Here is a 24,372-nt window from a genome sequence, read left to right as displayed (position 1 = left end):
GATAATCTATCTTTCTCTTTACAGGTGTGTGTCCGATATTACTGCACCGAGGTTTTTGAGCTCTGAAAAAGTAGGCAGGTTTGGAACGCACATAACATTGATTGGCAGTGTTGTACTTGCAACCACTGATTGTATATCGCTGGAGGTGTTGATACATGGTAGAAAGATACCATCGGCGCCTGATTGTTGATATTTGCTTATTCTATTAATGCTCTCTTCCAGAGGATGTGTGACATTGAGTAGATAGGTGTCACCTCTGACATTAATAAAGACTTCAATATTTGCATCGCTAAGTTGCTTTCGTATTTCTTCCAGTTTATTTGCAAATATCACTTGATCACACAGCTGTCTTTCGCCTTTAACAACAATGCTGTCTTCAATGTTTATCCCCACAACACCAAGGTTGGCAAGCTTAATAATATTACCTGCTATGGCCTCCGGCGTATGTCCGTAACCAGTCTCAATATCAACAGTTAAAGGTAAAGTCGTTGATTTGCGGATGATATCGACAATCGACGATAGGCTCTCAAAGCTAATATTTTCTCCATCTTCCTTGCCTAGATTTCTTGCTATCGCGGCGCTGGAAGTACCAATCGCCGAAAACCGCTGTTTTGGGCGATTACCGCACTTGCAGCATCCCAAACATTACAAATAACTAACGGATTTTCCATATTATGCATACTCTTAAACATTTTGTGCCTTCCTTACATTTAGTGGTATTTGATGACGTCAGGAGTATGCTAGCAATAAGGCAGTCGCAGAGTTCGCCACTTTCGGAATTGAACAATAGTGATATTTATAACCTAGTGGCTATTGCACTTATTCTGTGGGGGAGTGTGATGCACTGGTGTTAGTTATGAGAGATACTATCGTGGTTTTGGATAAAAGCTTGCCAGCTACATTACTCAATTAGAATACAACGGATTAGTTGAAGGTATCGAAACTTAACGCCGAATTAAGGTGTAAACTGCGTTTGGCTATACTTGAGAGAAGCGAAACTGGCGAGCGTTGCGAATCTCTCTCAAATGCTTTGTTATGCATTTAGTCAAATAGGTCACCGTTGGTTTGTTCGAGCGCTTCCAAGTGGGACACTATAAGTTTTGGTCGTTTAGCTGCAATTCGACCTTTTTCGTCTAAACGGCTAACGGTACCGACTAGCTTACAGCGCAAGAACAGAAGAGGTTTATATTTAACAACACTACCCACATCAGGGTAAGCAGTAAGAATGTGTCCTAAATATTTAAAACCTAGGGAGTTGGATGTTTTATTTTCCCTTGTAACTTCGCCTTCAATCATAACTGTTGTACCGTGCACTAGCTCAGGTAAAACTAAAACCTCATCATCATCTTCACTGTCATCCTTACAGAAGATTGCTTTGTCTCGTTTACCAATAGTAACTTCGTCCTTAACCCCGTCGTTGTATGTTCCAATTTTTAACGAGCGTCCTTCAGCGACATTACGAGCTAACTCTTCTAGCAACTTTGAATTGGAGTCTAGATAAAGATCTAACGCAGGTTTTGGAACATATATGTACTCCCCACTATTATTGGGAATACCGATAAGTTCGTTATTATTTTTAAACTTAAGGTTGGAAAGATCTTTTTTACCCGTTTCTCCTAGATGTTTGCTGATTCGTGCAAACCACTTTATCCCATCTAGTGCTTTCGAGAATATTGAGGTGAAGCCGAAGTTCTCAAAATCTTTCTCAGCCATTTTTGACGCTGCCTTACTAAAGTAAGCTGTCGCAACAACCCCAAGTCCAGCTTGCGCCCACCCAGCAACTGTTTCTGGAACTAAAGCTTCCCAAGAACCCTTTTGGACCCTCATTGGAATTTCAAAATCAATATGCTTCAAATCTGGTGCTTGTTTAGAAATAAGCTCTCTAATTGCTCCATCATATGCGAGTAGAGCTTTAGCTTGTCTTCTGGCATCCATTAGCCCGTCTTCTACCAACTCACCATCATACTTTATATAACCCAAGTACTTTTCTTGTTCCATTGTTAAACCTCAAAGTCATACTGATTTGAGACTGATATAGCAACAAACTAAAGTAGTAGCTATACATCAGTGTCATAGAGCAAAATCGCCCTTATGATACTACTTTTGTATAAAATTGAGCGCAATAATAGAAGCGTGATGTGCTCTGCGAATTGTGATAAGAGCGCTTAAAATGCATAACGCCCGCCTAACAGGCGTAAAAGGCTTGGCTAAAATTAGCGACGAAGGAGCGCAAGCCAAGCTTTTTACATCCTTTGTTGAGGCGCTTGTTAGTTGCCCCAGTTAAACAACTTTTTCAGACTAGTACCAACACCACTAATGTTTGGCTCTAAGATCAATGCGTCCGCGAAACGACGACCTTTACCTTTAGATAATGTTTTAGCCACCTCAAAGCCAGTAAGTTCTTTTTTCTCTTTTATATCATTGAAAATGGAATTTATAAGTTTAATTACATCATCCGTTGACTCGCAAACGGACTTTAAAGGTATGAGTAATAGCTTATCATCTATTTCGTTTGCCATTCTTCGTTCGTGATTATGCTCGTGGAAATAAGCAGGCGTTAAAGTTGAAATCATTACCGCCGGAAGTAACTTTTCGCCATCTTCACCGTTTATTGAGTGCCATGAAAAAACTTCATTTGCAAAATGAACTGGTTCTATTCCGGCGATTACCATAGACCTAGACTCTGAAGCTTTTCTAGCCATATTGGTAAAGTTTGCGATTAAAGTATCAGTTAAAGGTTCTTTCCAGCCGTAATCGAGAACGTAGATGAAATAGTCACGACCATCTACTGTATTTGGTAAATTTCCAAGATTGTGTACGTGAAGTTCCATTTCAAATTTTCTCCATAGTTCGAAGGGCAACTAACGCCCAATTATGTTCGTAGCCATTTGTACATGACGTAGCTATCAACTAACCCTAGATGAGCATGCTTATATGCCTTAGGAATTGTACCTATGATTTGAAACCCTAGCTTCTCCCAAAGCTTCACCGCAACTTCATTGGTAGAAACCACGCTGTTAAATTGCATGGCATCAAAGCCAAACCCTAGAGCAGTTTCCTGAGAATGTTCACACATAAGACGTGCAATGCCCTTACCTCTAGCTTCGCTTGATACCATGTATCCACAATTACATATATGGCTACTTGGCCCCATTGCATTTGGCTTGATGTAGTAAGAGCCCAGTACAACGTCATTTTCTACGAAAACAAAAGCTTTCAGGGGAGATTCACACCATAGAGCGAATGCTTGTTCTAGCGTCATATTTGGGTCAAAGGCATACGTTTCTTGGGCCTGAATTACCGCTGAAAATGTTGGCCAAAACGACTCAAAATCGGCTTTTGTGATTTCCCTAATCATGAATTTCCTCCTAAAACATAACGCCCAATTAAGGTGTGAAGCACGCAACCACGACACTTAATTTGACCACCGTAAACACTAAACTAAACCCAAAGTAAAAATGCCAAGCGTGCTGAATCACTCTTAAATTGTTTGTATGGAAAATTATACCTTTACATCGACCAGTTTCGGGTAATGTGAGACCCAGGCTTTAGCTGCAACTAAAGCTTTCCATGTAGTAGTTCGATTGAACGCTGGCTCCTCCGTTGAGAGACCGATAACAAACAAGAACACTACATAGGACTCCAAGCATAAACCTCGAATAGTCGACTGGGTCTCGAACCCGCATTACGCAAGCATGAGTTAGATTATTATGAATACGAAATTCAATCAAAGTATCAATGTCGGAGTTGATATAGGGAAAACACAATTAGACATTCACATTAGACCCCTAGAGATATTCTTCTCGGTAGAAAACACCGATAAGGGCATCAAAGAAGCGCTAAGGAAGCTCAAGAAATACGGCCCTGCACGAATCATTATTGAAGCGACTGGTCGATTAGAGATGCCATTTGTTTTAGCCTGTGTTGAAGCGAAATTACCTATCGTCCGAGCTAACCCAGTTCACATAAAACGATTCGCTGGCGCGATTGGCCGAAGAGCAAAAAATGACCGTTTAGACGCAGAGCTTATTGCTCATTATGGTGAGGCTATAAAACCTGAACTGACCGTCATTAAGGCAGAAAATATACGTTTAATGAGTGACTTAGTCATTAGACGAAATCAGCTTCTATCAATGCAAACGATGGAGAAAAACCGAATGCAAATACTGCCCAAGACGCTACATTCAACTATAAAACCAATGCTTACAGCAATGTAATCCAGTTTTTAAGGCGACTTATGCACGGCTTGTTGAAGCTGGGAAACCTAAGAAAGTGGCTATCATTGCATGTGTGCGAAAGATGGTAGTAATACTAAATTCGATGCTAAGAGATGGCGTCATGTGGGATGCGAACACAGCTAAAAATTAGCTATTGACGCCATAGTCGTTTGTTAGGGCTTTTTCGAATGAATGCCTCTTGCTCCTTGAATGAAAAACAACCAACCATTGTCATGAGCTAAGTCAATTTTGTTAGCTCCATCCTTCAAAGCGCTCATAATTCCATAAACAGGTATAGGGGTAGGCACATTGGATAGAATTGCATTCAATAGTGTTTTTCCAAGGTTGGGTTTTGCATATTCCGCGACAGACCAAAGTCCATCAATCGCTAGTTGATCCAGTGCGTCTACAGGATCGTTATCCTTAGATCTAAATGATGAATGCATTTTGGTTCGAAATGACTTTATGAAAGGGTCACTCCGTAATTCTATAATTTGCTCCCATGTAAAGTCACCAAAGTCTGGTATATATTGGCTGTTACCTGAGATGTCTTCAACCAGTATCCCCTCATTCTTGGAGTAATCAGAAAAAACTTTCCCGAGGTCGATAGAAAGGTTTCCAGCTATATTGGGGTCATACTTTTTAAAACTGCTATACAGCTGAAGTTCATGCCACATATCACCACATAACTGCTTAAAAGCAAGGTTATGTATAAACTCGCCTTCTTTCATTTCCTTTTTGTGAGCATAGTGAAGAATCCTACCTTTCATTTGTTCAGATATTGCAGAACTGAGTCCTAACTCGAAGTCTCTCTCGTCTTCTACAAAATCCCAACAATCTAAGAATATGGAAGTGAATTTTTTGTTTTTTTGTAATCTAACAGCTTCGTATTTATCTTTGGCAACAATATAGCTTAAGAATTCTGTTTGGCTTAATTTCCCCACACCTGGAAGTGGTAACCCTACAGGAGTCAATTGATTATTAAAAACTATGTATTCGAAATATATCGCTAAACGTTTGAATAGAGCATCGCGCTTAACTCCATTTCTTTCTGCACTAGTAACGGTTGACCAGCCAAGTAATGTTTTCATTAAGTTATCCGTTTTGTTTAAGTAAGCAGCCCTAACATTCTTAATAACAGGCAGTCTCGTTTTTCTGTCTGCCTGACTTCCCATTAAGCTATCATAACTCACTAAAAATTAAAGCAAATACATCGAGCTATGTATTCTGTGATCACATAAAAACGCGCCAGCGCGTTATCACTTTTTAACAGTGCCTGTTATCTAAGGCATGATCATCACAACTATCCACATAAACAATAACTTACTAAATATTGTATCGACAAAACGAGACTAAGCACTCAACAAAACAAGCCATTTTTCATACTCAAACCAGATTCAAACCTAATAAACTGTGCGGATACACAGCAAGGGAGAGTGGAGATGGCAAGTAAATTTTTAGAACAAAATGTTTTGGCCAAGATATCCGGGCAGTTCAAGAATTGCTAGGCCACTCAGATGTGGCGACGACACAAATCTATACACATGTAATTGGTGAGCACTTTGCTGGTACTGTAAGCCCACTAAATAAAATTTCAGTAGAAAACCACGAGGCAAACCGATAGCTCTTGTAATCAACCCAAGTTCACCAAGTTTTAGTCTGAATCCAATCATTATAAAAACTAAGTCGTATTTGGAATCGAGAGTTGAACAGCGAAAATAATCTAAATTATTTCGGGGCAGAAAATTGCTAGCCAGAATCGTGTTGAAACATACTTGGACAATTGTGAGTTATTCATTTTCCTACATTAGCATTTCATGGATTATTTATGGTATTGCAAATATCGCCACTGCTACACGTTCTAGATGGTATTCCACACTTTTCAATTATTTTCAGCATTAATCTCTGGCAGCTACTAAATCAAACCAAGATACTAACACCAAATATCTTACAGTCTAATCAAAAATTACAGTCTAATCAAAAATTACTGAGGTTAATTCATGCCAATTCAAATTGACGCCCCTATAAAAAATAACTTTTCAAGTGCAATGAAAACAATACCACCACTTTCTAGTATGGAAGAGGAAGAAAAAACTAAAAGCTTATCGAGATTTGATATTCAGGAGGCGATTGAAGAGTTTAATAGCCAAAATAAGAATAAATTCTCCTTGTCTTTTAGAGCATTTCCTTCTGGTAAGGAGCCTTTGCTAACCAAAGGTTTTTGGCGATTGGAAAATATAAAAACAGGTGGTTGTGAATTAACTTTCGTTTCAAATTCATTTAAAAAAGAATCAGAATTAGAGTTAAAAGATACAATAATAAGAATGATTGAATCAGACTTACCCCAAAAGGTAACAATTATCACGGATGACGAAGATTCATGCAATAAAATAAAAAGAACGTTGTTAGAAAAAGAGTTTAATATGTATATGTCTTTACATGTTTCTAATTTAGATAAAGATACAGGCTCTCCTAGAATAAACGTAAGAGATACTATTAAATCTTTAAAAGATGGATTTTTCGATGGTATAAAAACACAACATGGAAGTACTGAGCTTTTTAAGCATAAAAGTTCAGAAGTAACACTTAAGTATCCACCACTCGTAATTACTCAAGAAACAAAAGATACCCTTGCAAAAATGTCGAAAGGAGAAGTTGTTACAGCTGTTCTTAATTTAAGTGATGGTAAAGTTCACGTTGGAACTTTAGGGCAATTTAGGGTCGCATTTAAAAATGGAGTCTATCAAACAAGACAAAGTGGGTTTAATGGAGGTAAAACGTTTAATATTGCAGGTAAGCCATTTGAACAAATACACCATAAATCTCTTGCAGGTAACGCATCTAATCATATTAGGCCTGACACCACATCACATGGACAGCTAGCAAAAATTATTATGAATAATGATAAGTCGATAGAAAGATCAATGCTACGTGGGTTTGCAATTCGAATGGATGAAGATTGTTTTAGAATTGTAACAGCATCGAGAACATTGAATACTATTGATGGAAATAGAATATTACATCCTGAAATAAAAAGATTTTATATTGAACCACTTAAGCATCAACTCAATGAGACTTTACATCCCGCTACTCGAGACTAGTGCACATTCATAGATAGGATATTTAGATATAATATGCTCATTTGAATACAAAAAATGGCTTTATTTGTTATCTGATGTTCATCGGAAACCAAAACAAATAAAGCCGAGCACGATTACCCTCTTTACAAAAGTAATTTTAGCGGTGTTGTTGACTACATCATTTAGTGCATTTCTTTGGACTAGAAAATATTCCAAGTGATGGCATAGTAGCAAACTAATATAGGACATACGTTAAAAGGACTATGAATACACCTAATATACTAGACGCTACACAGATAAAAATAGGTTAAACCACTTCACGATGATTTGTGAGGTTAAGCATCACTGGCACGGAATGGGGCAAAAACATCTTACCATAACAAAACCGCCAGCTTTTGCGTGGCGGTTTAATGTTAATTATTACTCAATCACTACAACTCATCTTCTATTGTCGAAAGTCGTGAATTTCTGGTTGGGAAAGCGGTAATCACATAACCGTCACTGCCTACTACAATGGCGACATTGGTAAACAGATAATGATAACGACCATACACAAAAGTGACGGCTGCATAGTCTCTGCGTTGGCCGCCTTCGCCTGTTCTGGTTGTAATTCTGGGGTTACCATCAACACTGGTTAAGGCTGCCATAATCATGCGTGCTAGCATCTCTCGGTTGTGAAAACCATGCTGCATGAAGTCTCTTTGGTGACCACCATCTCTGTTGGTCCATATGTGCTCTAACCCGAAGCCAAATCTTCCGCTACGACCATTATTGGCTTCAGACAAAACCACAAATCTGCGATTATTACCCGGAGCGGCCCCATCGTAGGCAATTGCCCAAGTGTTGTTGGCGACTTCATTATAAGTCATACGTGAGCTTACCCCACTATTGGTAAATGCTCTTATCATGGTAGTAAAGTTTGCAGAATTTCTGGTGTAAAACTGTCCGCCAGTTTGCAAAAGAGGAGGTAAGCTAACGACAGTGTCTGTCGGCCTTCTATTCGCTCTCCTACGTATTTTTTGTACACATTGGAAACCATCGTCATCTTTGACTTCTGGATCACTGTTGGCGCAAGAGCCGCTCAGAATATTATCATTACGTTTCTTGCCTTTTTTATTCCTTCGTGAAACAAGCTTATCTGGCTTCACATTTGATGCATTGGCAATTAGCATGGCGCTATTTAATAGGTCTATCGCGACTTCAGGGTTGTGATTGATAAAGTCGTTGAGGTGTTCATTACCAGTATCAACTGATAGCGCAGGGCCTGCTCCTTGCGCTGCAAGATTAAGATGCTCTTGGACATCATTAATGACAGCGCCTAGCTGATCACGGGTAAGATCCCCCATAAGATTTATTGCTTCATTTTGTTCTGTGGTGCATATCCCTTCATCGGCGTCAGTATTCACATTGTCATCACAAGCTATTACATTCATCGCGGTGTTAAACGCATCGGGATTATCGCTGTGTGGCTGAGTCTCTATCACTTCATAAACCACATTATTGTTGTTACCCGTTGGTTGAGGTTCATCGACAATAAGGGGAGGGACGTTGGCGATCGGTTGATGGTTTTGCACTCCACAGATGCTAGGCTGTCCTAACAATCTAGCGAATGCCCAAGCCCCGAGACTTTGTAGCGATTGTATGAAATCTTCCACACACCTCTTTTGACGTCGATGCGCAGTGGGTAGCTCCAAAGGTATCGCAGTTTGCTGGGCTAAAACGAGGTTTTCTACATCGTTGGCGTATCTATCTCCTAGTGTCGAACTAGAAGCAGCAGTGATATGTTTTCCACTAAAAAACTGGTCCTCAACTGCTTTTGAGCTTGTGCTGTAAAGAAGGTGATATGAAGACCACTGATTTTGCGAGTAATCATCAGTTCTAAAGTGGATAGGGCTACTGAGAAGAGAGTTACCCACAACGGTAACACCAGTTTCTGGAAAATAGTCAGCATCATTGAGCTCTAAAGAGACATTGGTTTTTTCAATCAGCTGTTTTTGAGCTTTATCCGAAAAAATATTTAGGGTTGCAAGGACATACCCGTCTTCAATACTTTCTTCAAGATTGAGCTTAAATTCCCAGTATTTCATCAGAGGATTACCTGAGCCAGGCGTAAAAAGATAAGAATCTAGAAGAGATGGAGTAGGGCCCAGTGCTCGGTCTCCTGTACCGTTGTATCGCATTTGAAGAATATTGCCGTTGATCTTTCCAGTAAGGCCTACATATCCAAAATGCCCATCTCGGTCTTTGGAGACTCGTGAATCTGGCGTTGAGTCCTCACCTACCGCTCTGATCATAAAGCTTGCGCTATTATCCACATCGACTTTGACTAGCATTCTAATGCGGCTAATCAGGTTATCACCATACTTTGTTTCTGATACTTGATCTGTCGTTGCTGTATGTAATACGCCGTCTCTCAGCTCTTGATCAATAGCTAACTCATTGTAAATGATCTTTTGATATTTAGTTTCACTACTTGTATCAATGGCATAGAAATTTCCACTTTGCTTTGTACAAAGGCTTTGCCCGGTTAGAATATTTGGGTCGTTGTCTTCGATATTAGAGAGATACTCAAAAGCGTCATGGACAGTGTTAATGCTGTTATCTCGGGTGATCGCTAGTGTTTTTCCATTGTCTAGAAAGTACCTTCCCCACATATCGATCTTACCTTGGTTATAGAGTTCGGCAGATAGTTTTCTGGCTTCGGCTGGTTTGAGAAATCGATAACCACTCTCACACTGCTCACCTTGGACTTCAACATGACTCGGAGTGATATCAATCACGGCCAGTGAGCTAGTTGAATATAATGCAGATAGGCAAAGTATTATTTTCTTCTTATTCATTAAATTTACCTCTATTTGGCAGCAAATAAAATCTATATAAACGTGTTCAAGCTTTAAAATAAATAATAGATTGATTAAAAAATAAATTGTTATAGATATAAAACATGACTCAAGACTCAATTTATTAAAATAAATCATATGGATTTCTTTCTTTTTTCGATTTAAATTATTGATTATAAATATATTTTAATTTTAATATGATTAAATTATTAGGAACGATGTTCGTTTTACTCTATTTTTTAAAATCTAAATTTAATATTTTTTCATTTATTTGCAAATTTATTAATTTTATTTAAAATGTGGAGTGTTATTATTGTTTTTAGGCTTATTCTGTCTTGTAAAGTGTATTCTTTCTTAAGGGGTTTGATAAAAACCTTAATTTATTATAATGAATTAAGGTTTTTATTTAGTAATTGGAAAGTTCTTTGGTCATTTATATGTTGTCTAGTTTTGCTAGCCCTTGTTTTTAAAACCTTATAATTAGACGAATATTTACATGTGCACCTTGTTTATATGCAATTATAGTTTTCTAATAAAATACCCATTTAGGAGCTAAACTTTAAGTATGCTCAATGTGGTCTGGAGGTGCGTATGAATGTTCTTATCCAATTTGATGCATCAGGTGAGTACAAGGATGGTACTTGGAAGCAACCTATCTCTTTTAGCAAAGGAGAAATACACTCGGTCAGTCCGCTATCGGCGATAGTGCTTATAGAGCAGCGCAAGGCCCATATTTATCATCAGGCTGACGATGAGTACATGGATGGTTTGGATGATAGCTAGTGCATATTTGGTTTGGTGACGCTAGTGATAGAACCAGAGAGGATCTTCCCCTCTGGTAGCTTTTATACGATCTTCAACTGTAAAACCTGAAGTTAAATATAAATTTTGCTTCTTGAGTACAGCACGGCATGGCCTGATACGATTACATTATCGTCAGTTACATGGCAATAGACGATCCCCCCGCGTTTTGAAGCTTGGTAACCTTTTAAGTTATTTTTGTTTAGTTGAGATGCCCAATAAGGGGCAAGTGACGAATGAGCTGAGCCAGTAACTGGGTCCTCGCAGTCACCAACATCAGGCCAAAAGTAGCGTGATATAAAGTCGTGATCCTGACCTTTCGCTGTAACGATAAGCTCATAAGGAGCAAGTTTCTCCAAGTACTCTCGGCGCACTTTTACCTGTTTTACCTGCTCTTCATTATCAAAAACGGCAAAATAAGCTTGGGATGTTTTGAGTACTTTTGTCGGGCGAATAGAGAGTGATTCAAATACCTCCGCTGGGCATTCGGATTCAATTGGCAACCTATTAGGAAACGTCATTAGAATCCGTCCAGAGAGATCTTTCTCTACATTTAAGGTGCTGACATGAAGGGTATCAAATGAAATTTTCCCCTCTACATCATAGAACTGGTAAAGGCAGAAAGCAGCGGCGAGTGTTGCGTGGCCGCAGAAGTTGACTTCAGAGCTTGGTGAAAACCAACGGATAGCGTACTGGTTAGCTCCGGTTGGTTTGATAAAGGCGGTTTCAGACAGATTATTCTCAGAAGCAATACTCTGCATGATGTCGTCACACAGCCATTCGCATACAGGAACGACTGCTGCGGCATTGCCTTTAAAACGCTGAGTGGTGAATGCATCGCAGACGAACATTTCGAGTTCCATACCAAATTCCTTGTGTCTTGTCAGTTTGTCACAAGCATCATAGGTACCCTAGATAAGTTTGTAATGGATTACATCGTACTTTTGTGATCACTTTTGCCCAAAGTAGTACTTTGGTTACATTGTGATTATCGAGAGAAAGGCTGAGAGTCACCGTCTCAACCTAAGTTGTGTGTATTGGCTGGGCGCTAGATGTGCATTAATGAGTCGTGATTTAGCTGACTGATGTCGTTTGCGCCAGTTAAGGTCATGGCAACCCTCATTTCTTTCTCATAAAGGTCGAGCAGATTCTCAACTCCTGCTCTGCCATAAGCGGCGAGCGCATAAATATAGGAACGCCCCAACATTGCACAATCCGCACCTAAGGCAAGCATTCTCACTACATCAAGCCCAGATCGTATTCCTGAATCGACGAATATTTTTAAATCACCTTTAACAGCATCGGCAATGTAAGGCAGCGCTTTAACGGATGACATAACGCCATCAAGTTGGCGCCCGCCATGATTGGAAACGACAATACCATCAGCACCAAAACTAACCGCATCTTTTGCGTCTTGTTGGTCTAGGATACCTTTGATTATCATAGGACCATCCCAAAAGTCGCGAATCCATTCTAAGTCTTTCCAACTAATTGAAGGGTCGAAGTTTTCTCCTAGCCATCCGATGTAGTCTTCAAGTTTAGTTGGCTTGCCACGATAGGTAGAGATATTGCCGAGATCATGAGGTTTTCCTAACACGCCGACGTTCAACGCCCAGTCAGGGTGACGCATCGCTTGAAAAACTCGTCGCATTGCTGCGTTCGGTCCACTCATACCCGAATGTAGATCGCGATAGCGCGCTCCTGGAACTGGCATATCGACAGTAAAGACCAGTGTGCTCACCCCAGCTTCTTTGGCACGTTCAAGAACATTTCGCATAAAACCACGATCTTTTAATACATAGAGCTGAAACCACATGGGCCTTTTAAGCTTTGGAGCCACCTCTTCAATAGGGCATACTGAAACCGTTGACATGGTAAAAGGAATACCTTTTTGCTCTGCTGCCAATGCCGCTTGAACTTCACCGCGTTTAGAATACATGCCAGTTAAGCCAACAGGAGATAGGGCGATGGGTAGAGCAAAGCTTTCTCCAAACACTTTTGTGGTTATATCAATATCAGACATATTTTTTAGCACTCTCTGCTTGAGTGCTATCGATGATAAGTCCTCACAATTGCGCCTTAATGTATGTTCGTTGTATGAACCACCATCTATGTAATGAAACAAAAACGGTGGCAACTTGGCTTGTGCTGCTTTGCGATAGTCAGAGGTAGATGAAATGATCATTAGTAGCATTCCTAAGGTTAAGTATCAGGTAAAGAACATATCTGGTGAATTTGGTGTTACATCATGAGTGCGTCCGTCATACCAAATCCATATATTGCGATGAGACCAATGATGCCAGTGACAATGACATAATAGAGTGTTGGCAGAATAGTCTTGCGAAGTGTAGCACCTTCTCGCCCTAGTAAACCTACAGTTGCAGAAGCGGCAACCACATTATGTATCGCTATCATGTTGCCAGCCGCAGCTCCGACGGCTTGCAAAGCGACGACGACGACGCTTGATATGGATAATGTTCTCGCGACTTCAAACTGAAACTGACCAAACATCATATTAGAAACGGTATTTGAGCCTGCGATAAAAGCACCTAGAGCACCAATAGAAGCACTCAGTGCAGGAAAGGCTTCACCGACTAAGCCCGCGGTAAAGTTAGCCGTTGTAATCGGCATACTAGCTAAGTCTGCTCCATTGATACCTGAGTTAACAAAGATTCTTACCATGGGTATCGTGAACATCAAGACAAAACCAGCGCCGACTAATGCTTGGCCTGATTCGCCACAAGCTTTGACCAGCGGCTTAACGCTACCAGATTGTAATAATACCGCGACAAAGGCGACAAAAACTAAAATCCCACCCGGCAAATAGAGAGGCTGAATTGCCGCATTAATATCAGCGTAATTGAATATATTTTCAAAGGACAAGTTGATGCCTATCAGCACAGACTTTACATCGCTACTAACACGACTTGATACTAACGCGAGAGCGAGCAAGACATACGGAAACCATGCTAACCACATGCTCATTGGCTTACTTTGCGTTGTATTAAGCTCGATTCTTAACGAGCCTAACCACTCTTTTGGCCATTGAGACTCGTGATCAAAGTCCCATGTAGTTTGAGGAACTAAAAACCCTCTTTTTGCTGCAAAAACGACAACGGATAACCCGGTTAATCCACCAATGAGTGAAGGGAACTCTGGCCCGAGAAAGACACCAGTTAGAGCGTAGGGTAAAGTAAAAGACAAACCAGCAAATAAGGCGAAAGGAATAACATCTAGGCCTTCAGTCCAGCTTTTATTTTTACCAAAAAACCGCGTGAGCATGACCGCCATCAGTACAGGGATGAGTGTACCCACACAGGCGTGAATGATAGACACGCTTGCGGTTATCTGTTGAAGGTAGGCCTCCCAGTTGGAGCCATTACTTACCAATGTCTGACCTATATTGTGGCTATCTAGGCCTTTGTTGATGCCTACTATTATCGGGGTGCCTACAGCACCAAACGAAACCGGGGTTGATTGGATCATCATACCCATTAATACAGCGGCTAAAGCGGGAAAGCCAATCGCTACGAGAAGAGGAGCAGCAATCGCGGCTGGTGTCCCAAAGCCTGAAGCGCCCTCGATAAAGCAGCCAAAGCACCAAGCAATAATGATGGCTTGCACTCGTCGATCTGGAGAAATGTTCGTGAACCCGTAGCGAATAGTAGATATCGCACCTGTATGTTTGAGAGTATTGAGCAGAAATATTGCGCCAAAAACAATCCAAAGCACTGAAATTGTTATGATAACCCCCTGGATCGCAGATGCAAAAATGCGGGAAGTAGACATATCCCAAACTAAAAATGCAATGGCGACCGTGAGGGCGAAAGCGATTGGCATTGCTCGTTTTGCAGGCCAGTTTAGACCTACCAATAGGAAAGCTGCTACAGCTATCGGTGAAAAGGCCACCAAGGCCAGTATTGTTTCATTCATTAGTACATCCTCGTACAAACAGGCCTTGGGACTCCCTTGAATCACCCAAGTTCTTTAATTGTGGTTTTTGTGTTAATTTCTAGTGAAATTAATGCTTTATTTTCTATGGATACAGAGAAATAATGAAAAAAATTGATTCCAAAAATTGCATAATGATATGAAAGCAGATGATCTTATTCTTTTCTCTCAGGTGGCAGACTTAGGAAGTTTTAGTAAGGTTGCTGAAGTAAATAACCTTACAAATTCAGTAGTTAGCAAGAGAATTGCACGGTTAGAGCAAGACGTAGGTACTCAGCTTCTCTATCGAACCACTCGAAAATTAACGCTAACAGAAGCTGGTAAGGCACTGAATAATAGTGCGAAAAATGTGAAGCAAGCAGCTCAAGAGGCACTAGATTCAGTATCTGGTTTTGGAGAAAGTATTAGTGGAAGAATCAAAATGTCTGTCCCATGTATCTCTGGCGATCTAGTATTAGCGGATGCAGTGGCTGAATTCTGTACTTGGTATCCCGAGTTAAACATAGATATGTCGCTAGATAATCGTTTTGTTGATTTGGTCGATGGTGGCTTTGATTTGGTGATTCGAACTGGGTACCTAGAGGATTCGAGTTTGATTGCACGCCATATTCTTGATTCACAGTGGTTAGTGTGTGCGTCACCCTCGTACCTTTCCCGCAATGGCAGACCCCTCCAGCCTCAAGATCTTACAGGACATAATTGTTTACAATATGCCTATCAGACAACTGGCGCTTCGGACTGGGAATTTAAAGGCTTTTCGGGAAATTATATCGTCAAAGTATCGGGTAATTTTTCCACAGATAACGCAATAGCTCTGCGGAAAGCAGCGATTGGCGGGCACGGTATCGCTTATGTCCCACGATGTTTAGTTTACCACGACCTTGGAAATGGTCAGTTGATTGATATTTTCCCCGACTTAGTGGGAAAACGGTTAGGCATTTATGCTGTTTATCCCTTTACTCGCCAGCCTACAAAGAAGGTAAAGATGCTCATTGAGCATATTCGTACCCGCTATCTTGAAATCAAACATTACTTTAAATAACGAAAGTACTAAAAGCCGATGCAAACTAACATCGGCACTATAGTCATTGTGTCATTAGGCTGCTTCTACACCCTCTTCGTCTAAATCAAACGAAGCATCAATGAGCTTTTGGGTGTATGCATTTTGTGGAGAGTGGAAGATCTCATCAGCGGTTCCTTGCTCCATCACTTCTCCTTTTTGCATGACTAAAACACGATCAGATAATGCTTTTACCACGCTTAGATCATGGCTGATGAACAGAAAACCAATGTTGTGTTTTTTCTGGATATCTTTGAGTAAGTCAATAACAGTGAGCTGGACAGATCTGTCTAGCGCGGAGGTCGGCTCGTCCAACAAAATAAATGAAGGCTCTAAGATTAGTGCTCTCGCTATGGCGATACGCTGTCGTTGCCCCCCAGAAAACTCATGTGGATAGCGGTTAATGGAATGAGGATCTAACCGAACTTCTTCAAGAGCCTGACGCGCCCTCTGCATGCGCTGCGAATGACTGAGCTGAGGCTGGTGTACTGTTAAACCTTCAGTAATGATATCACCTACTGTCATACGAGGGGACAATGAACCATAGGGATCTTGAAAGACCATCTGGACGTCTTTTTTGAGGGCAAACCTTTTTTTATAAGAGAGTTCTGCCAAATTGTTGCCTTTGAAGGCAATATTACCCGTAGAAGGTAGAAGCCCAATAAGTGCTCGACCAAGAGTTGATTTCCCTGATCCTGATTCACCTACGATACCAAGCGTTTCCCCTTGTTTTAGCTCTAGAGATATACCTTTAACCGCCTCGAAGTATTGATTATAACTCGGAATAAAATGACTTTTAATGAGAAACTTAACTCGGATATCTTCAGCTTTAAGCAGTGGAGGAGCGCTGGGATCAATAGGATCTTTACTGCCTTTAGGTACCGAGTTAATCAGCATCTCGGTATATTCATGCTGTGGGTTGGCAAACAGTTCACTGCACTTACCTTCTTCCACAACATCACCTTTACACATGACAATGACTCTGTCTGCCAAATGTTTTACTACGCCAAGGTCATGGGTAATAAATAATATAGCCATACCCATCTTCGCTTGGATCTCTTTGATTAGATTAAGTACTTCGGCCTGAACTGTGACATCAAGTGCTGTGGTTGGTTCGTCAGCGATTAGAATTTCTGGTTCGTTGATAAGAGCCATGGCGATCATTATTCGTTGCAGCTGGCCACCGGAAAACTCATGAGGATATTTACTGTATGCTTGTTGTGGGTTGGGCAAGTGAACCAGATTAAATAGCTCCAATACTTTTTGTTTTGCTTGAGAGCGCGAGACAGGGCGATGGCACATAATGGCCTCGGCAACTTGAATGCCGACTCGCATAAAGGGGTTAAGTGATGTCATGGGTTCTTGAAAAATCATACCAATACGGTCGCCACGTATGGTTTGCATTGCTTTTTCTGGTAATGTTAATAATTGTTGGCCTTCAAACAAAATTTGCGACTTTTTATCGACAATCCCATTTTTAGGCAGTAGTTGCATTACAGCATTGGTTGAAACGGACTTTCCGCTTCCAGACTCACCGACAATTGCGAGAGTTTCTCCTTGGAATAACTCGAAATTGACATTCTTGACTGCATCAACAATACCATCATTGGTTGTAAAACTGACGGAGAGGTTTTTTACCTCGAGAATCGGTGTCTGTGACATTTAAATTCCTTTTTAATTCATCTTTTAATGAAAGCTTTCCAAATTATTTCCATAGCTTTTTAGGCTTGAAAAATGATGGTGCGCTTTTTGGACATGTTCAAACTCTAGCATCCACTGCGCATTTCTTTGAGCACTGCAAAATGCTCCCATATGGGACAAAAGATCGTTACAACTTTTGTCTAATATTGAATGAGTTGCTTCAATCAGTTCTGTGGGTTCGATAGATATAAACTGAAGCAATCCATAACTTTGGTTGAGTAAGTCAAATGCACTTTGGTATTGACCCATTTTGTTCAATATTTCTGACTGTGATATTGCTGAATCTCTCAAACTTCTGAGTAAGCAACCAAATTGACAGGGTTTGGTCTGTTCGTCTTTGACAGCGTTATGAATATGACTGGGCAAGTGAGTAAGAACCTGATCATATAAATTATGGGCTTCCGGCCAGTGGCCTTGTTCCAACAATTGCTCTGCTTTTAAATAATTAGTCCAGCACTGTTGTAAGTCCATATTCGATTTACTCCACCAAAGTTATCACAGATACTATTTAAATGTAATTCATTACCTATTGCAAATAATTATCATTTAGTTGTGTGCGGCAACTTGTTGGTTGATATTTGACCACTTAAACTCTGATCGTACCTAAGTCACTAAAATATAAATAAAACTGGCCTACACTTGGAACTTATAGAGCGAAAATATAACGATAAGGAAAAATAGAGATGGCAATTCAAAGGCTTGAATCAAGTCAGCTGTATCACGCTGCGCAGCTAGAAATGCTGCCATGCAAGTCGACGAAAGAGCTGGCTCCTATTGATGAAATTGTTGGCCAAGAACGCGCGCAGAAAGCGGTAGAGTTTGCGATGTCCATTAAAGAAAAGGGCTACAACATCTATGCTATTGGCCAAAACGGCTTGGGTAAGCGTACCATGATTTTGCGCTATTTAAACCGTCACCAACATGATGTAAAAGCGCTTTATGATTGGTGCTACGTTGCGAACTTTGAAGATACTCGAACGCCTAAAGTACTTGCATTACCGAGAGGTATTGGTAGCCAACTTAAGCAAGACATTGAGAAGCTAATGTCTAAGCTAGTCAATGCCATGCCTTTAGCTTTCGATAATGAGCTCTATTACAGTCGTGCTGACAAACTAAAAAATCAGTTAGCTCAAAAACAAGAAGCTGAATTAGCTGCCATCACTAAAGAAGCGAAAGCCAAAGGAATTAGCTTAACCATAACCACCCAAGGTGACTATCAATTCGTTGCTATGGATGGGGATGAAATGCATACCGAAGAGTCTTTTGAGGAGCTAACAAAAAAGGAACAAGAGTATTTTGGATCTACCATCGATGAACTTGAAATTAAGTTGCGGGATATGGTTCGCCAGCTTACAGAGTGGGAAGAAGCCTACAGTGAGAAAATAAAAAAACTTAATGATGATGTGACTCTTGATGTTATTACCCACTCTATAAAGCAGTTGAAGAAAGATTACTCAGGCTATCCGACAATTAAAACCTATTTAACTGAATTACAGCAGGATATTGTTGATAATGCCGATATTTTTCTTGAGCAGAGTGGCGAGCAGGCAGAAGTAGCAACCGCCTCATTAGATAAAAAACTTCCCAGACGCTACAAAGTTAACGTTCTTGTAAGCCGTAAAACAGATGACTTTCCGATTGTTGTTGAAGAAAACCCGAATTATCACAGTTTATTCGGTTATATCGAGACGGCGACGTTTAAAGGGACGGTATTTACGGACTTTTCACTGATCCGCCCAGGTAGCTTACATAAAGCGAACGGCGGTGTGTTGATGATGGATGCACAGAAAGTGTTGGAGCAGCCTTATGTTTGGGACGGGCTAAAACGAGCGTTGAGAGCGAGAAAACTAAGCTTTACGTCACTTGAAAAAGAAGTCACCTTGACCGGTACGGTGTCACTTGATCCCGAAGCTATACCGCTTGATGTGAAAATAATTTTATTTGGTGACTATCGTACTTATCAACTTTTACAACACTATGATCCAGAGTTTAGCGAGTTATTCCGTGTGACGGCCGACTTTGAAGACGAAATGGTTCGCAGTCCCGAATCTGAATTGCAATATGCTCGTTTTATCTCAAGTGTGGTTAACGATAACAATATGCTGCATTGTGATAGGAAGGCGATTGCGCGAATTATTGAACATAGTTGCCGATTATCTGGGGATCAGACTAAGTTATCTCTACATTCAGCCAATATCGCTAATCTTCTCAGGGAGTCAAATTATGTCGCTCGCCAAGCAAACTCGAATATGATTCGAGCGAGTCATGTTGAAGAAGCACTTGCAAATCAGGAGCTTAGAGTTAGCCGCTTAAAAGACAGCGTAATGGAGGGTTTTATCAATGGAACCACGCTACTTCAGACACACGGCCATTCAGTAGGGCAAGTCAACGCTCTTTCGGTGTTAAGCACCAGTGAATATATGTTTGGAGCGCCTAACCGAATCACTGCGACGACATGCTATGGAGACGGTGAGGTGATAGATATCGAACGCAGCGTTGACTTGGGAGGAAGCATCCACTCGAAAGGGGTTATGATACTGACAGCTTACCTCTCTTCGGTGTTTGGCAAAACCGCAAAAGTACCGCTTAAAACCACTATTACTTTCGAGCAATCATACGGTGGTGTGGATGGCGATAGTGCGAGTATGGCCGAATTTTGTGCGGTAGTATCTGCGTTCTCACGCCAACCTAATTGCCAGAGCATCGCTATTACAGGTTCTATGAATCAGTTTGGCCAAGCTCAGCCGATTGGAGGGGTGAATGAGAAAATAGAAGGCTTTTATGATGTATGTGGGATTAAAGGTCGCAACGATAATCAGGGGGTTATTATTCCTAGGGCGAACATGCATAATCTGATGCTAAGGCCAGATGTTGTTAAAGCTGTCGAACGTGGTGATTTTCATATATGGGCAATTGATCACGTAACAGAAGCCATTGAACTGTTCATGGGTAGACCGGCTGGAGAGCCTAGTGATGAAGGTAGCTACCCAATCGATACTATCTTTGGTATTGCCCAAGCGAAATTAAACGCTTTAAGAAAATAAATAGGTTAGCTTGTGGTGGGCCTTCAGTAACAAAGCCCACTACAAGATCAGTCTATCAATTCATTTCCCGATTTAAGTTTGTGGTGAAAAGCATCAATGTTGCCTAAAGTAGTATCTGCAATATTGCCGAGAGCCTCATTGGTGAGAAAGGCTTGATGGCCGGTAAATAGAACGTTATGACATGCTGAGAGGCGACGAAAAACATCATCAACAATGATGTCGTTGGATTTATCACGAAAAAACAAGTCTTTTTCATTCTCATACACATCCAAACCGAGTGCGCCTATTCTGCCCGTTTTTAGAGCTTCAATAGCGGCTGCGGCATCTAATAAGCCGCCTCGACTTGTATTAATGATCATCACGCCATCTTTCATTTTGTCGAAAGCTGTCTTATTCAAAAGGTGGTAGTTTTCATCCGACATAGGGCAATGAAGCGTGATGACGTCACTTTTTTCAAACACTTCATCTTTACTGCAATATGTCGCGCCTAGTTTCAGTGCCAATGGGTTTTTGAAAGGATCGTAACAGAGTATATTCATTCCCAGTCCCTTAAGAATGCGCATTGTAGCTATGCCTATTTTGCCAGTTCCAATAACCCCAACCGTTTTTTGGTGAAAGTTGAATCCAACGAGTCCTTCGAGTGAAAAATTGGCATCTCGAGTACGTTGATATGCTTTGTGGAAACGTCGGTTAAGGGACATCATTAAGCCAACGGTGTGTTCGGCCACCGACTCAGGAGAGTATGCCGGTACTCTGACTACTTGAATACCGAGGTTCTTAGCTGTTTCTAAGTCGACTCGATCAAAGCCAGCACATCGCATTGCGATGAGTTCGACACCATGTAATGACAACTCATTTAAGACTTGAGCAGACAAGTCGTCGTTAACAAAAGCACAAACGACTTTACATCCATGAGCTATTTTTGCGGTTTTTTTAGTGAGTGGAAAATCATGAAAATGCAGTTCAAAGCCAAATGGCTTGTTGGCTTTGTTGAAAGACATTTCGTCATACGACTTAGCGCTGAATAGGGCGACATCTAGCATATGGACCTCTAAAGTTTTCAATGAGGAAAAATCTAGTCATATTGAAGCGCGAAAATGTCAAAAGTTAAAGTAATTATTATTGATAAAAGGTTAACCTTATCTAAATAAAAGCCTTGTTTATACTTATAGTTGCAGTGTTTTTTTTATTATTAAACCTAAACATGTATAAATTCCGACCAAATTCTCCATCAACATCATAATTTACTGCTAAATTATTAGAGACAAAATAAATAGCTCTTGGCTTAATTATCATTAGTTTAGGTGGGTGTTGTAGCTAGGCGCTGAAAGTATCTATTTTCTGGCTAGGGTATATAAACATGATCACACAGAAGCTATCCGAGGTGTCTATTGCGACACGGGCATGGTCCATATTAGGTCTATTTGCCATTGGGCTGCTGGCTAACACAGTTCTTAATATTGATAAATCTCGTGAACACATGCGAGAAAACTACGAACGTGGAGTATCGACACTGGTTGAGGCAGCTTCTGGTGTTGCAAAGCACAATTACCAACAATATAAATCTGGCCTAATTTCAGAAAGTGAGGCGCAATCTCGCACTTTAAAGACAATATCGGCGATGAGATTTGACGGCAACAACTATGTTTTTGTCGTTAGTCGAGAAGGTTTACAACTTGCTTCTGGCGTTGAGTCGTTAATCGGTAAGAACATCATCGGGCTTCAAGATAGCACAGGACGCTACTTTGTTCAGGACCTGTATACGCTTGCTCAAAATGGCGGTGGTTTTGTTGATTACTTCTGGAAAAATCCTGATTCTACCACTGCAGATCTCAAAACAAGCTATGCGCTCATTTTTCAACCATGGGGTTGGATGATTGGCTCTGGAATGAATATGCTCGCTTTAAAAGAGGATACACGGAGTTCTGAGGTAGCCTCAATAAGTTACGCTATAGGTATTTTAATTTTATTGTCCGTGGTGATAGGTTTCTTTATTAAAACCATTACTACACCACTCAATCGTACTGTAGATGCAATGAAAAATTTATCTAAAGGTGAAGGTGACTTAACTCAGCGTTTAGAAGAAGAAGGCAGTCGAGAACTGGTAGATTTGGCTCGTTACTTCAACCAATTTGTTGAATCGGTTCAGAATATTATGCTCAATATCAGTGATGCGGGTAGTGAAGTATCTAGTGCTGCAGGTCAGCTATCTAGATCGGCACTACATATTGATCACAGTCTTAATCAGCAGCAAAGCGATGTTGAAACATTAGCGAGCGCAATGACTGAAATGCTGGCAACCGTTGAGGAAGTAGCGGCGCGAACAGTAGAAGCCAATGATGCAAGTCGTATGGCAGCAAAAGAGGCGAATCATAGTCATGAGATCATCAATAAAAATGTTGGTGGTGCTAATGAACTTGCTGGTGAAATACAGTCTGCCAGTCAAGTTGTACAGCAGTTGGCGTCCGATGCTCGCAATGTTGATACGGTTTTAGAAGTGATTCGTGGTGTCGCTGAGCAAACCAATCTATTGGCTCTTAATGCAGCCATTGAAGCTGCGAGGGCAGGGGAACAAGGTCGTGGTTTTGCTGTAGTCGCAGATGAAGTGAGAAGTTTGTCGCTAAGAACACACGAATCAACGCTTGAAATTCAGAACATTGTAGAGAAGCTTCAATTGGGCGCCGAGAATGTTGTCAAAGTGATGGATCATGGGACAGAGAAAGCAACCAATGCTTCTGAGTTGTCGAGTCAAGCAGGAGTGGCAATTAGCAAGATTAATCAAGAAGTTCACACCATAGAGGAAATGAACCAACACATCGCTACTGCCGCTGAAGAACAGACACTTACTGTTAATGAGATGAACCGAAATATGGTAAGCCTGAATGATATGGCATCTTCTGTATCAGCAGAATCGGCTCAGATGGCAAGTGCCAGTACAGAACTTGATCGTGTGTCTGATAATTTAATCTCTATGATTCATCGCTTTAAGCTTGCTTAGATTGAGGCCCTAAGCTGATGTGGTAGAATCGACTTAGTTCGAACCTAGCTTAATTTATTGATGAGACACTTAAAAACATCTATACATCCCGATATTAACCACTTGGATCACAAAGTTATCATTCAAAGGAAAGCGGCGCGAGCCATAGTGGTTAATGGAGAGGAAATTCTACTGTTATATACACAGCGTTATCATGATTACTCCATTCCCGGTGGTGGAATTGATGATGGAGAAGACATCATTGCGGGTTTGGTGAGAGAGTTAACAGAAGAAACCGGTGCTCGAAATATTCATAGCATCAAGCCTTTTGGTATTTATGAAGAATTTTGACCATGGTACAAGCCAGAAGCTGATGTTATTCACATGCATTCCTATTGTTATACCTGCAAGGTAGACCTTGAGTTTGGAAAACCTTCCTAGTGGGTCAATATTCATGAGGCGATTGCGCATAACGAAAAAACCATGACTAGCAGCCCTAAAAAAGGTATGAGCATTGAGCGTGAAACCTACCTTTTACACCTCATTGCCAAGGAAATGATGTAGTACGCATGTTTTTTTTGACATGATTTATAGTTGGCGTTGCGGCACATTTTTGTTGCGAACATTTCTCCGGCTGTTGTATAAGTGCCTATACTTATCTAAGTAACTGAATTAATAATAGTATACTTAATGTTGGGAAG

The 24,372-nt window shown here is 40.7% G+C and carries 16 protein-coding genes and 4 pseudogenes; 8 read left to right on the top strand and 12 right to left on the bottom strand.

The window, feature by feature from the left end:
- Positions 1-45 precede the first annotated feature (45 nt).
- The 4 genes and pseudogenes from FIV01_RS16365 to FIV01_RS16350 form a co-directional block, all read right to left on the bottom strand.
- Positions 46-692, bottom strand: a pseudogene (locus tag FIV01_RS16365) (isocitrate lyase/PEP mutase family protein); the annotation flags it as partial.
- A gap of 349 nt (positions 693-1,041) precedes the next feature.
- Entirely contained in the window at positions 1,042-1,998 is a 957-nt protein-coding gene (locus tag FIV01_RS16360) for a hypothetical protein (RefSeq protein ID WP_152432056.1), read from the bottom strand.
- A gap of 269 nt (positions 1,999-2,267) precedes the next feature.
- Complete coding sequence (locus tag FIV01_RS16355; RefSeq protein WP_152432055.1) at positions 2,268-2,831, bottom strand: hypothetical protein; 564 nt, start codon at positions 2,829-2,831, stop codon at positions 2,268-2,270.
- Positions 2,832-2,872: 41 nt separating this feature from the next.
- Positions 2,873-3,358 carry a GNAT family N-acetyltransferase gene (locus FIV01_RS16350; RefSeq protein WP_152432054.1) on the bottom strand — a complete coding sequence of 162 codons (486 nt, stop codon included), beginning with the start codon at positions 3,356-3,358 and terminating at the stop codon, positions 2,873-2,875.
- 352 nt (positions 3,359-3,710) lie between these two features.
- Between FIV01_RS16350 and FIV01_RS16340 the strand changes: the two are divergent.
- Positions 3,711-4,211 (top strand): annotated as a pseudogene (locus FIV01_RS16340) (IS110 family transposase); the annotation flags it as partial.
- Between the two features lie 179 nt (positions 4,212-4,390).
- Here the strand turns inward: FIV01_RS16340 and FIV01_RS16335 are convergent.
- Positions 4,391-5,308 carry a hypothetical protein gene (locus tag FIV01_RS16335; protein ID WP_152432053.1) on the bottom strand — a complete coding sequence of 306 codons (918 nt, stop codon included), beginning with the start codon at positions 5,306-5,308 and terminating at the stop codon, positions 4,391-4,393.
- A 383-nt stretch (positions 5,309-5,691) separates the two neighbouring features.
- Here FIV01_RS16335 and FIV01_RS16330 point away from each other — a divergent pair.
- Together FIV01_RS16330 and FIV01_RS16325 are read left to right on the top strand one after the other, a co-directional pair.
- A pseudogene (locus FIV01_RS16330) lies at positions 5,692-5,841 on the top strand (tyrosine-type recombinase/integrase); the annotation flags it as partial.
- Between the two features lie 376 nt (positions 5,842-6,217).
- Positions 6,218-7,318, top strand: a complete 1,101-nt coding sequence (locus FIV01_RS16325; RefSeq protein ID WP_152432052.1) for a hypothetical protein — start codon at positions 6,218-6,220, stop codon at positions 7,316-7,318.
- 410 nt (positions 7,319-7,728) lie between these two features.
- Here the strand turns inward: FIV01_RS16325 and FIV01_RS16320 are convergent, their stop codons facing one another.
- Positions 7,729-10,137 (bottom strand): hypothetical protein, encoded by a 2,409-nt coding sequence (locus FIV01_RS16320; RefSeq protein ID WP_152432051.1) that lies wholly within the window; start codon positions 10,135-10,137, stop codon positions 7,729-7,731.
- A gap of 591 nt (positions 10,138-10,728) precedes the next feature.
- Between FIV01_RS16320 and FIV01_RS16315 the strand changes: the two genes are divergently transcribed.
- Complete coding sequence (locus FIV01_RS16315) at positions 10,729-10,920, top strand: hypothetical protein (RefSeq protein ID WP_152432050.1); 192 nt, start codon at positions 10,729-10,731, stop codon at positions 10,918-10,920.
- Between the two features lie 92 nt (positions 10,921-11,012).
- Here FIV01_RS16315 and FIV01_RS16310 read toward each other — a convergent pair whose 3' ends face one another.
- The 3 genes from FIV01_RS16310 to FIV01_RS16300 all read right to left on the bottom strand — a co-directional run bounded on the left by FIV01_RS16310 (position 11,013) and on the right by FIV01_RS16300 (position 14,871).
- Positions 11,013-11,801 carry a PhzF family phenazine biosynthesis protein gene (locus FIV01_RS16310; protein ID WP_152432049.1) on the bottom strand — a complete coding sequence of 263 codons (789 nt, stop codon included), beginning with the start codon at positions 11,799-11,801 and terminating at the stop codon, positions 11,013-11,015.
- Between the two features lie 185 nt (positions 11,802-11,986).
- The gene (lldD, locus tag FIV01_RS16305) at positions 11,987-13,123 is read right to left on the bottom strand and encodes an FMN-dependent L-lactate dehydrogenase LldD (protein WP_152432048.1); all 1,137 of its coding nucleotides are present in this window, start codon (positions 13,121-13,123) and stop codon (positions 11,987-11,989) included.
- A 56-nt stretch (positions 13,124-13,179) separates the two neighbouring features.
- Positions 13,180-14,871, bottom strand: coding sequence for an L-lactate permease (locus FIV01_RS16300; protein ID WP_152432047.1), 1,692 nt, complete (start codon positions 14,869-14,871; stop codon positions 13,180-13,182).
- 157 nt (positions 14,872-15,028) lie between these two features.
- Here FIV01_RS16300 and FIV01_RS16295 point away from each other — a divergent pair, with 157 nt between their 5' ends.
- Positions 15,029-15,931 carry a LysR family transcriptional regulator gene (locus FIV01_RS16295; RefSeq protein ID WP_152432046.1) on the top strand — a complete coding sequence of 301 codons (903 nt, stop codon included), beginning with the start codon at positions 15,029-15,031 and terminating at the stop codon, positions 15,929-15,931.
- A 54-nt stretch (positions 15,932-15,985) separates the two neighbouring features.
- Here the strand turns inward: FIV01_RS16295 and FIV01_RS16290 are convergent, their stop codons facing one another.
- Both FIV01_RS16290 and FIV01_RS16285 read right to left on the bottom strand, forming a co-directional pair.
- Positions 15,986-17,611 carry an ABC transporter ATP-binding protein gene (locus tag FIV01_RS16290; RefSeq protein WP_152432045.1) on the bottom strand — a complete coding sequence of 542 codons (1,626 nt, stop codon included), beginning with the start codon at positions 17,609-17,611 and terminating at the stop codon, positions 15,986-15,988.
- A gap of 24 nt (positions 17,612-17,635) precedes the next feature.
- The gene (locus FIV01_RS16285; RefSeq protein WP_152432044.1) at positions 17,636-18,121 is read right to left on the bottom strand and encodes a hypothetical protein; all 486 of its coding nucleotides are present in this window, start codon (positions 18,119-18,121) and stop codon (positions 17,636-17,638) included.
- Positions 18,122-18,333: 212 nt separating this feature from the next.
- Between FIV01_RS16285 and FIV01_RS16280 the strand changes: the two genes are divergently transcribed.
- Complete coding sequence (locus tag FIV01_RS16280; protein ID WP_152432043.1) at positions 18,334-20,694, top strand: Lon protease family protein; 2,361 nt, start codon at positions 18,334-18,336, stop codon at positions 20,692-20,694.
- Between the two features lie 47 nt (positions 20,695-20,741).
- Here the strand turns inward: FIV01_RS16280 and FIV01_RS16275 are convergent, their stop codons facing one another.
- Positions 20,742-21,737 (bottom strand): 2-hydroxyacid dehydrogenase, encoded by a 996-nt coding sequence (locus FIV01_RS16275; RefSeq protein ID WP_152432042.1) that lies wholly within the window; start codon positions 21,735-21,737, stop codon positions 20,742-20,744.
- Between the two features lie 317 nt (positions 21,738-22,054).
- Between FIV01_RS16275 and FIV01_RS16270 the strand changes: the two genes are divergently transcribed.
- Both FIV01_RS16270 and FIV01_RS16265 read left to right on the top strand, forming a co-directional pair.
- Positions 22,055-23,692, top strand: a complete 1,638-nt coding sequence (locus FIV01_RS16270; RefSeq protein WP_152432041.1) for a methyl-accepting chemotaxis protein — start codon at positions 22,055-22,057, stop codon at positions 23,690-23,692.
- Between the two features lie 60 nt (positions 23,693-23,752).
- Positions 23,753-24,235, top strand: a pseudogene (locus FIV01_RS16265) (NUDIX hydrolase).
- Positions 24,236-24,372 lie beyond the last annotated feature (137 nt).

Origin of the sequence: Vibrio aquimaris, assembly GCF_009363415.1 — a bacterium.
Lineage (GTDB): Bacteria > Pseudomonadota > Gammaproteobacteria > Enterobacterales > Vibrionaceae > Vibrio > Vibrio aquimaris.
Note: the sequence above shows the minus strand (reverse complement) of the source record. Positions and strands in the feature narration are given on the sequence as shown.

Bases quoted from the DNA above. Each gene is read 5' to 3' on its own strand.
- FIV01_RS16360 (WP_152432056.1), bottom strand. From the start codon at position 1,998: ATGGAACAAGAAAAGTACTTGGGTTATATAAAGTATGATGGTGAGTTG.
- FIV01_RS16355 (WP_152432055.1), bottom strand. From the start codon at position 2,831: ATGGAACTTCACGTACACAATCTTGGAAATTTACCAAATACAGTAGAT.
- FIV01_RS16350 (WP_152432054.1), bottom strand. From the start codon at position 3,358: ATGATTAGGGAAATCACAAAAGCCGATTTTGAGTCGTTTTGGCCAACA.
- FIV01_RS16335 (WP_152432053.1), bottom strand. From the start codon at position 5,308: ATGAAAACATTACTTGGCTGGTCAACCGTTACTAGTGCAGAAAGAAAT.
- FIV01_RS16325 (WP_152432052.1), top strand. From the start codon at position 6,218: ATGCCAATTCAAATTGACGCCCCTATAAAAAATAACTTTTCAAGTGCA.
- FIV01_RS16320 (WP_152432051.1), bottom strand. From the start codon at position 10,137: ATGAATAAGAAGAAAATAATACTTTGCCTATCTGCATTATATTCAACT.
- FIV01_RS16315 (WP_152432050.1), top strand. From the start codon at position 10,729: ATGAATGTTCTTATCCAATTTGATGCATCAGGTGAGTACAAGGATGGT.
- FIV01_RS16310 (WP_152432049.1), bottom strand. From the start codon at position 11,801: ATGGAACTCGAAATGTTCGTCTGCGATGCATTCACCACTCAGCGTTTT.
- lldD (WP_152432048.1), bottom strand. From the start codon at position 13,123: ATGATCATTTCATCTACCTCTGACTATCGCAAAGCAGCACAAGCCAAG.
- FIV01_RS16300 (WP_152432047.1), bottom strand. From the start codon at position 14,871: ATGAATGAAACAATACTGGCCTTGGTGGCCTTTTCACCGATAGCTGTA.
- FIV01_RS16295 (WP_152432046.1), top strand. From the start codon at position 15,029: ATGAAAGCAGATGATCTTATTCTTTTCTCTCAGGTGGCAGACTTAGGA.
- FIV01_RS16290 (WP_152432045.1), bottom strand. From the start codon at position 17,611: ATGTCACAGACACCGATTCTCGAGGTAAAAAACCTCTCCGTCAGTTTT.
- FIV01_RS16285 (WP_152432044.1), bottom strand. From the start codon at position 18,121: ATGGACTTACAACAGTGCTGGACTAATTATTTAAAAGCAGAGCAATTG.
- FIV01_RS16280 (WP_152432043.1), top strand. From the start codon at position 18,334: ATGGCAATTCAAAGGCTTGAATCAAGTCAGCTGTATCACGCTGCGCAG.
- FIV01_RS16275 (WP_152432042.1), bottom strand. From the start codon at position 21,737: ATGCTAGATGTCGCCCTATTCAGCGCTAAGTCGTATGACGAAATGTCT.
- FIV01_RS16270 (WP_152432041.1), top strand. From the start codon at position 22,055: ATGATCACACAGAAGCTATCCGAGGTGTCTATTGCGACACGGGCATGG.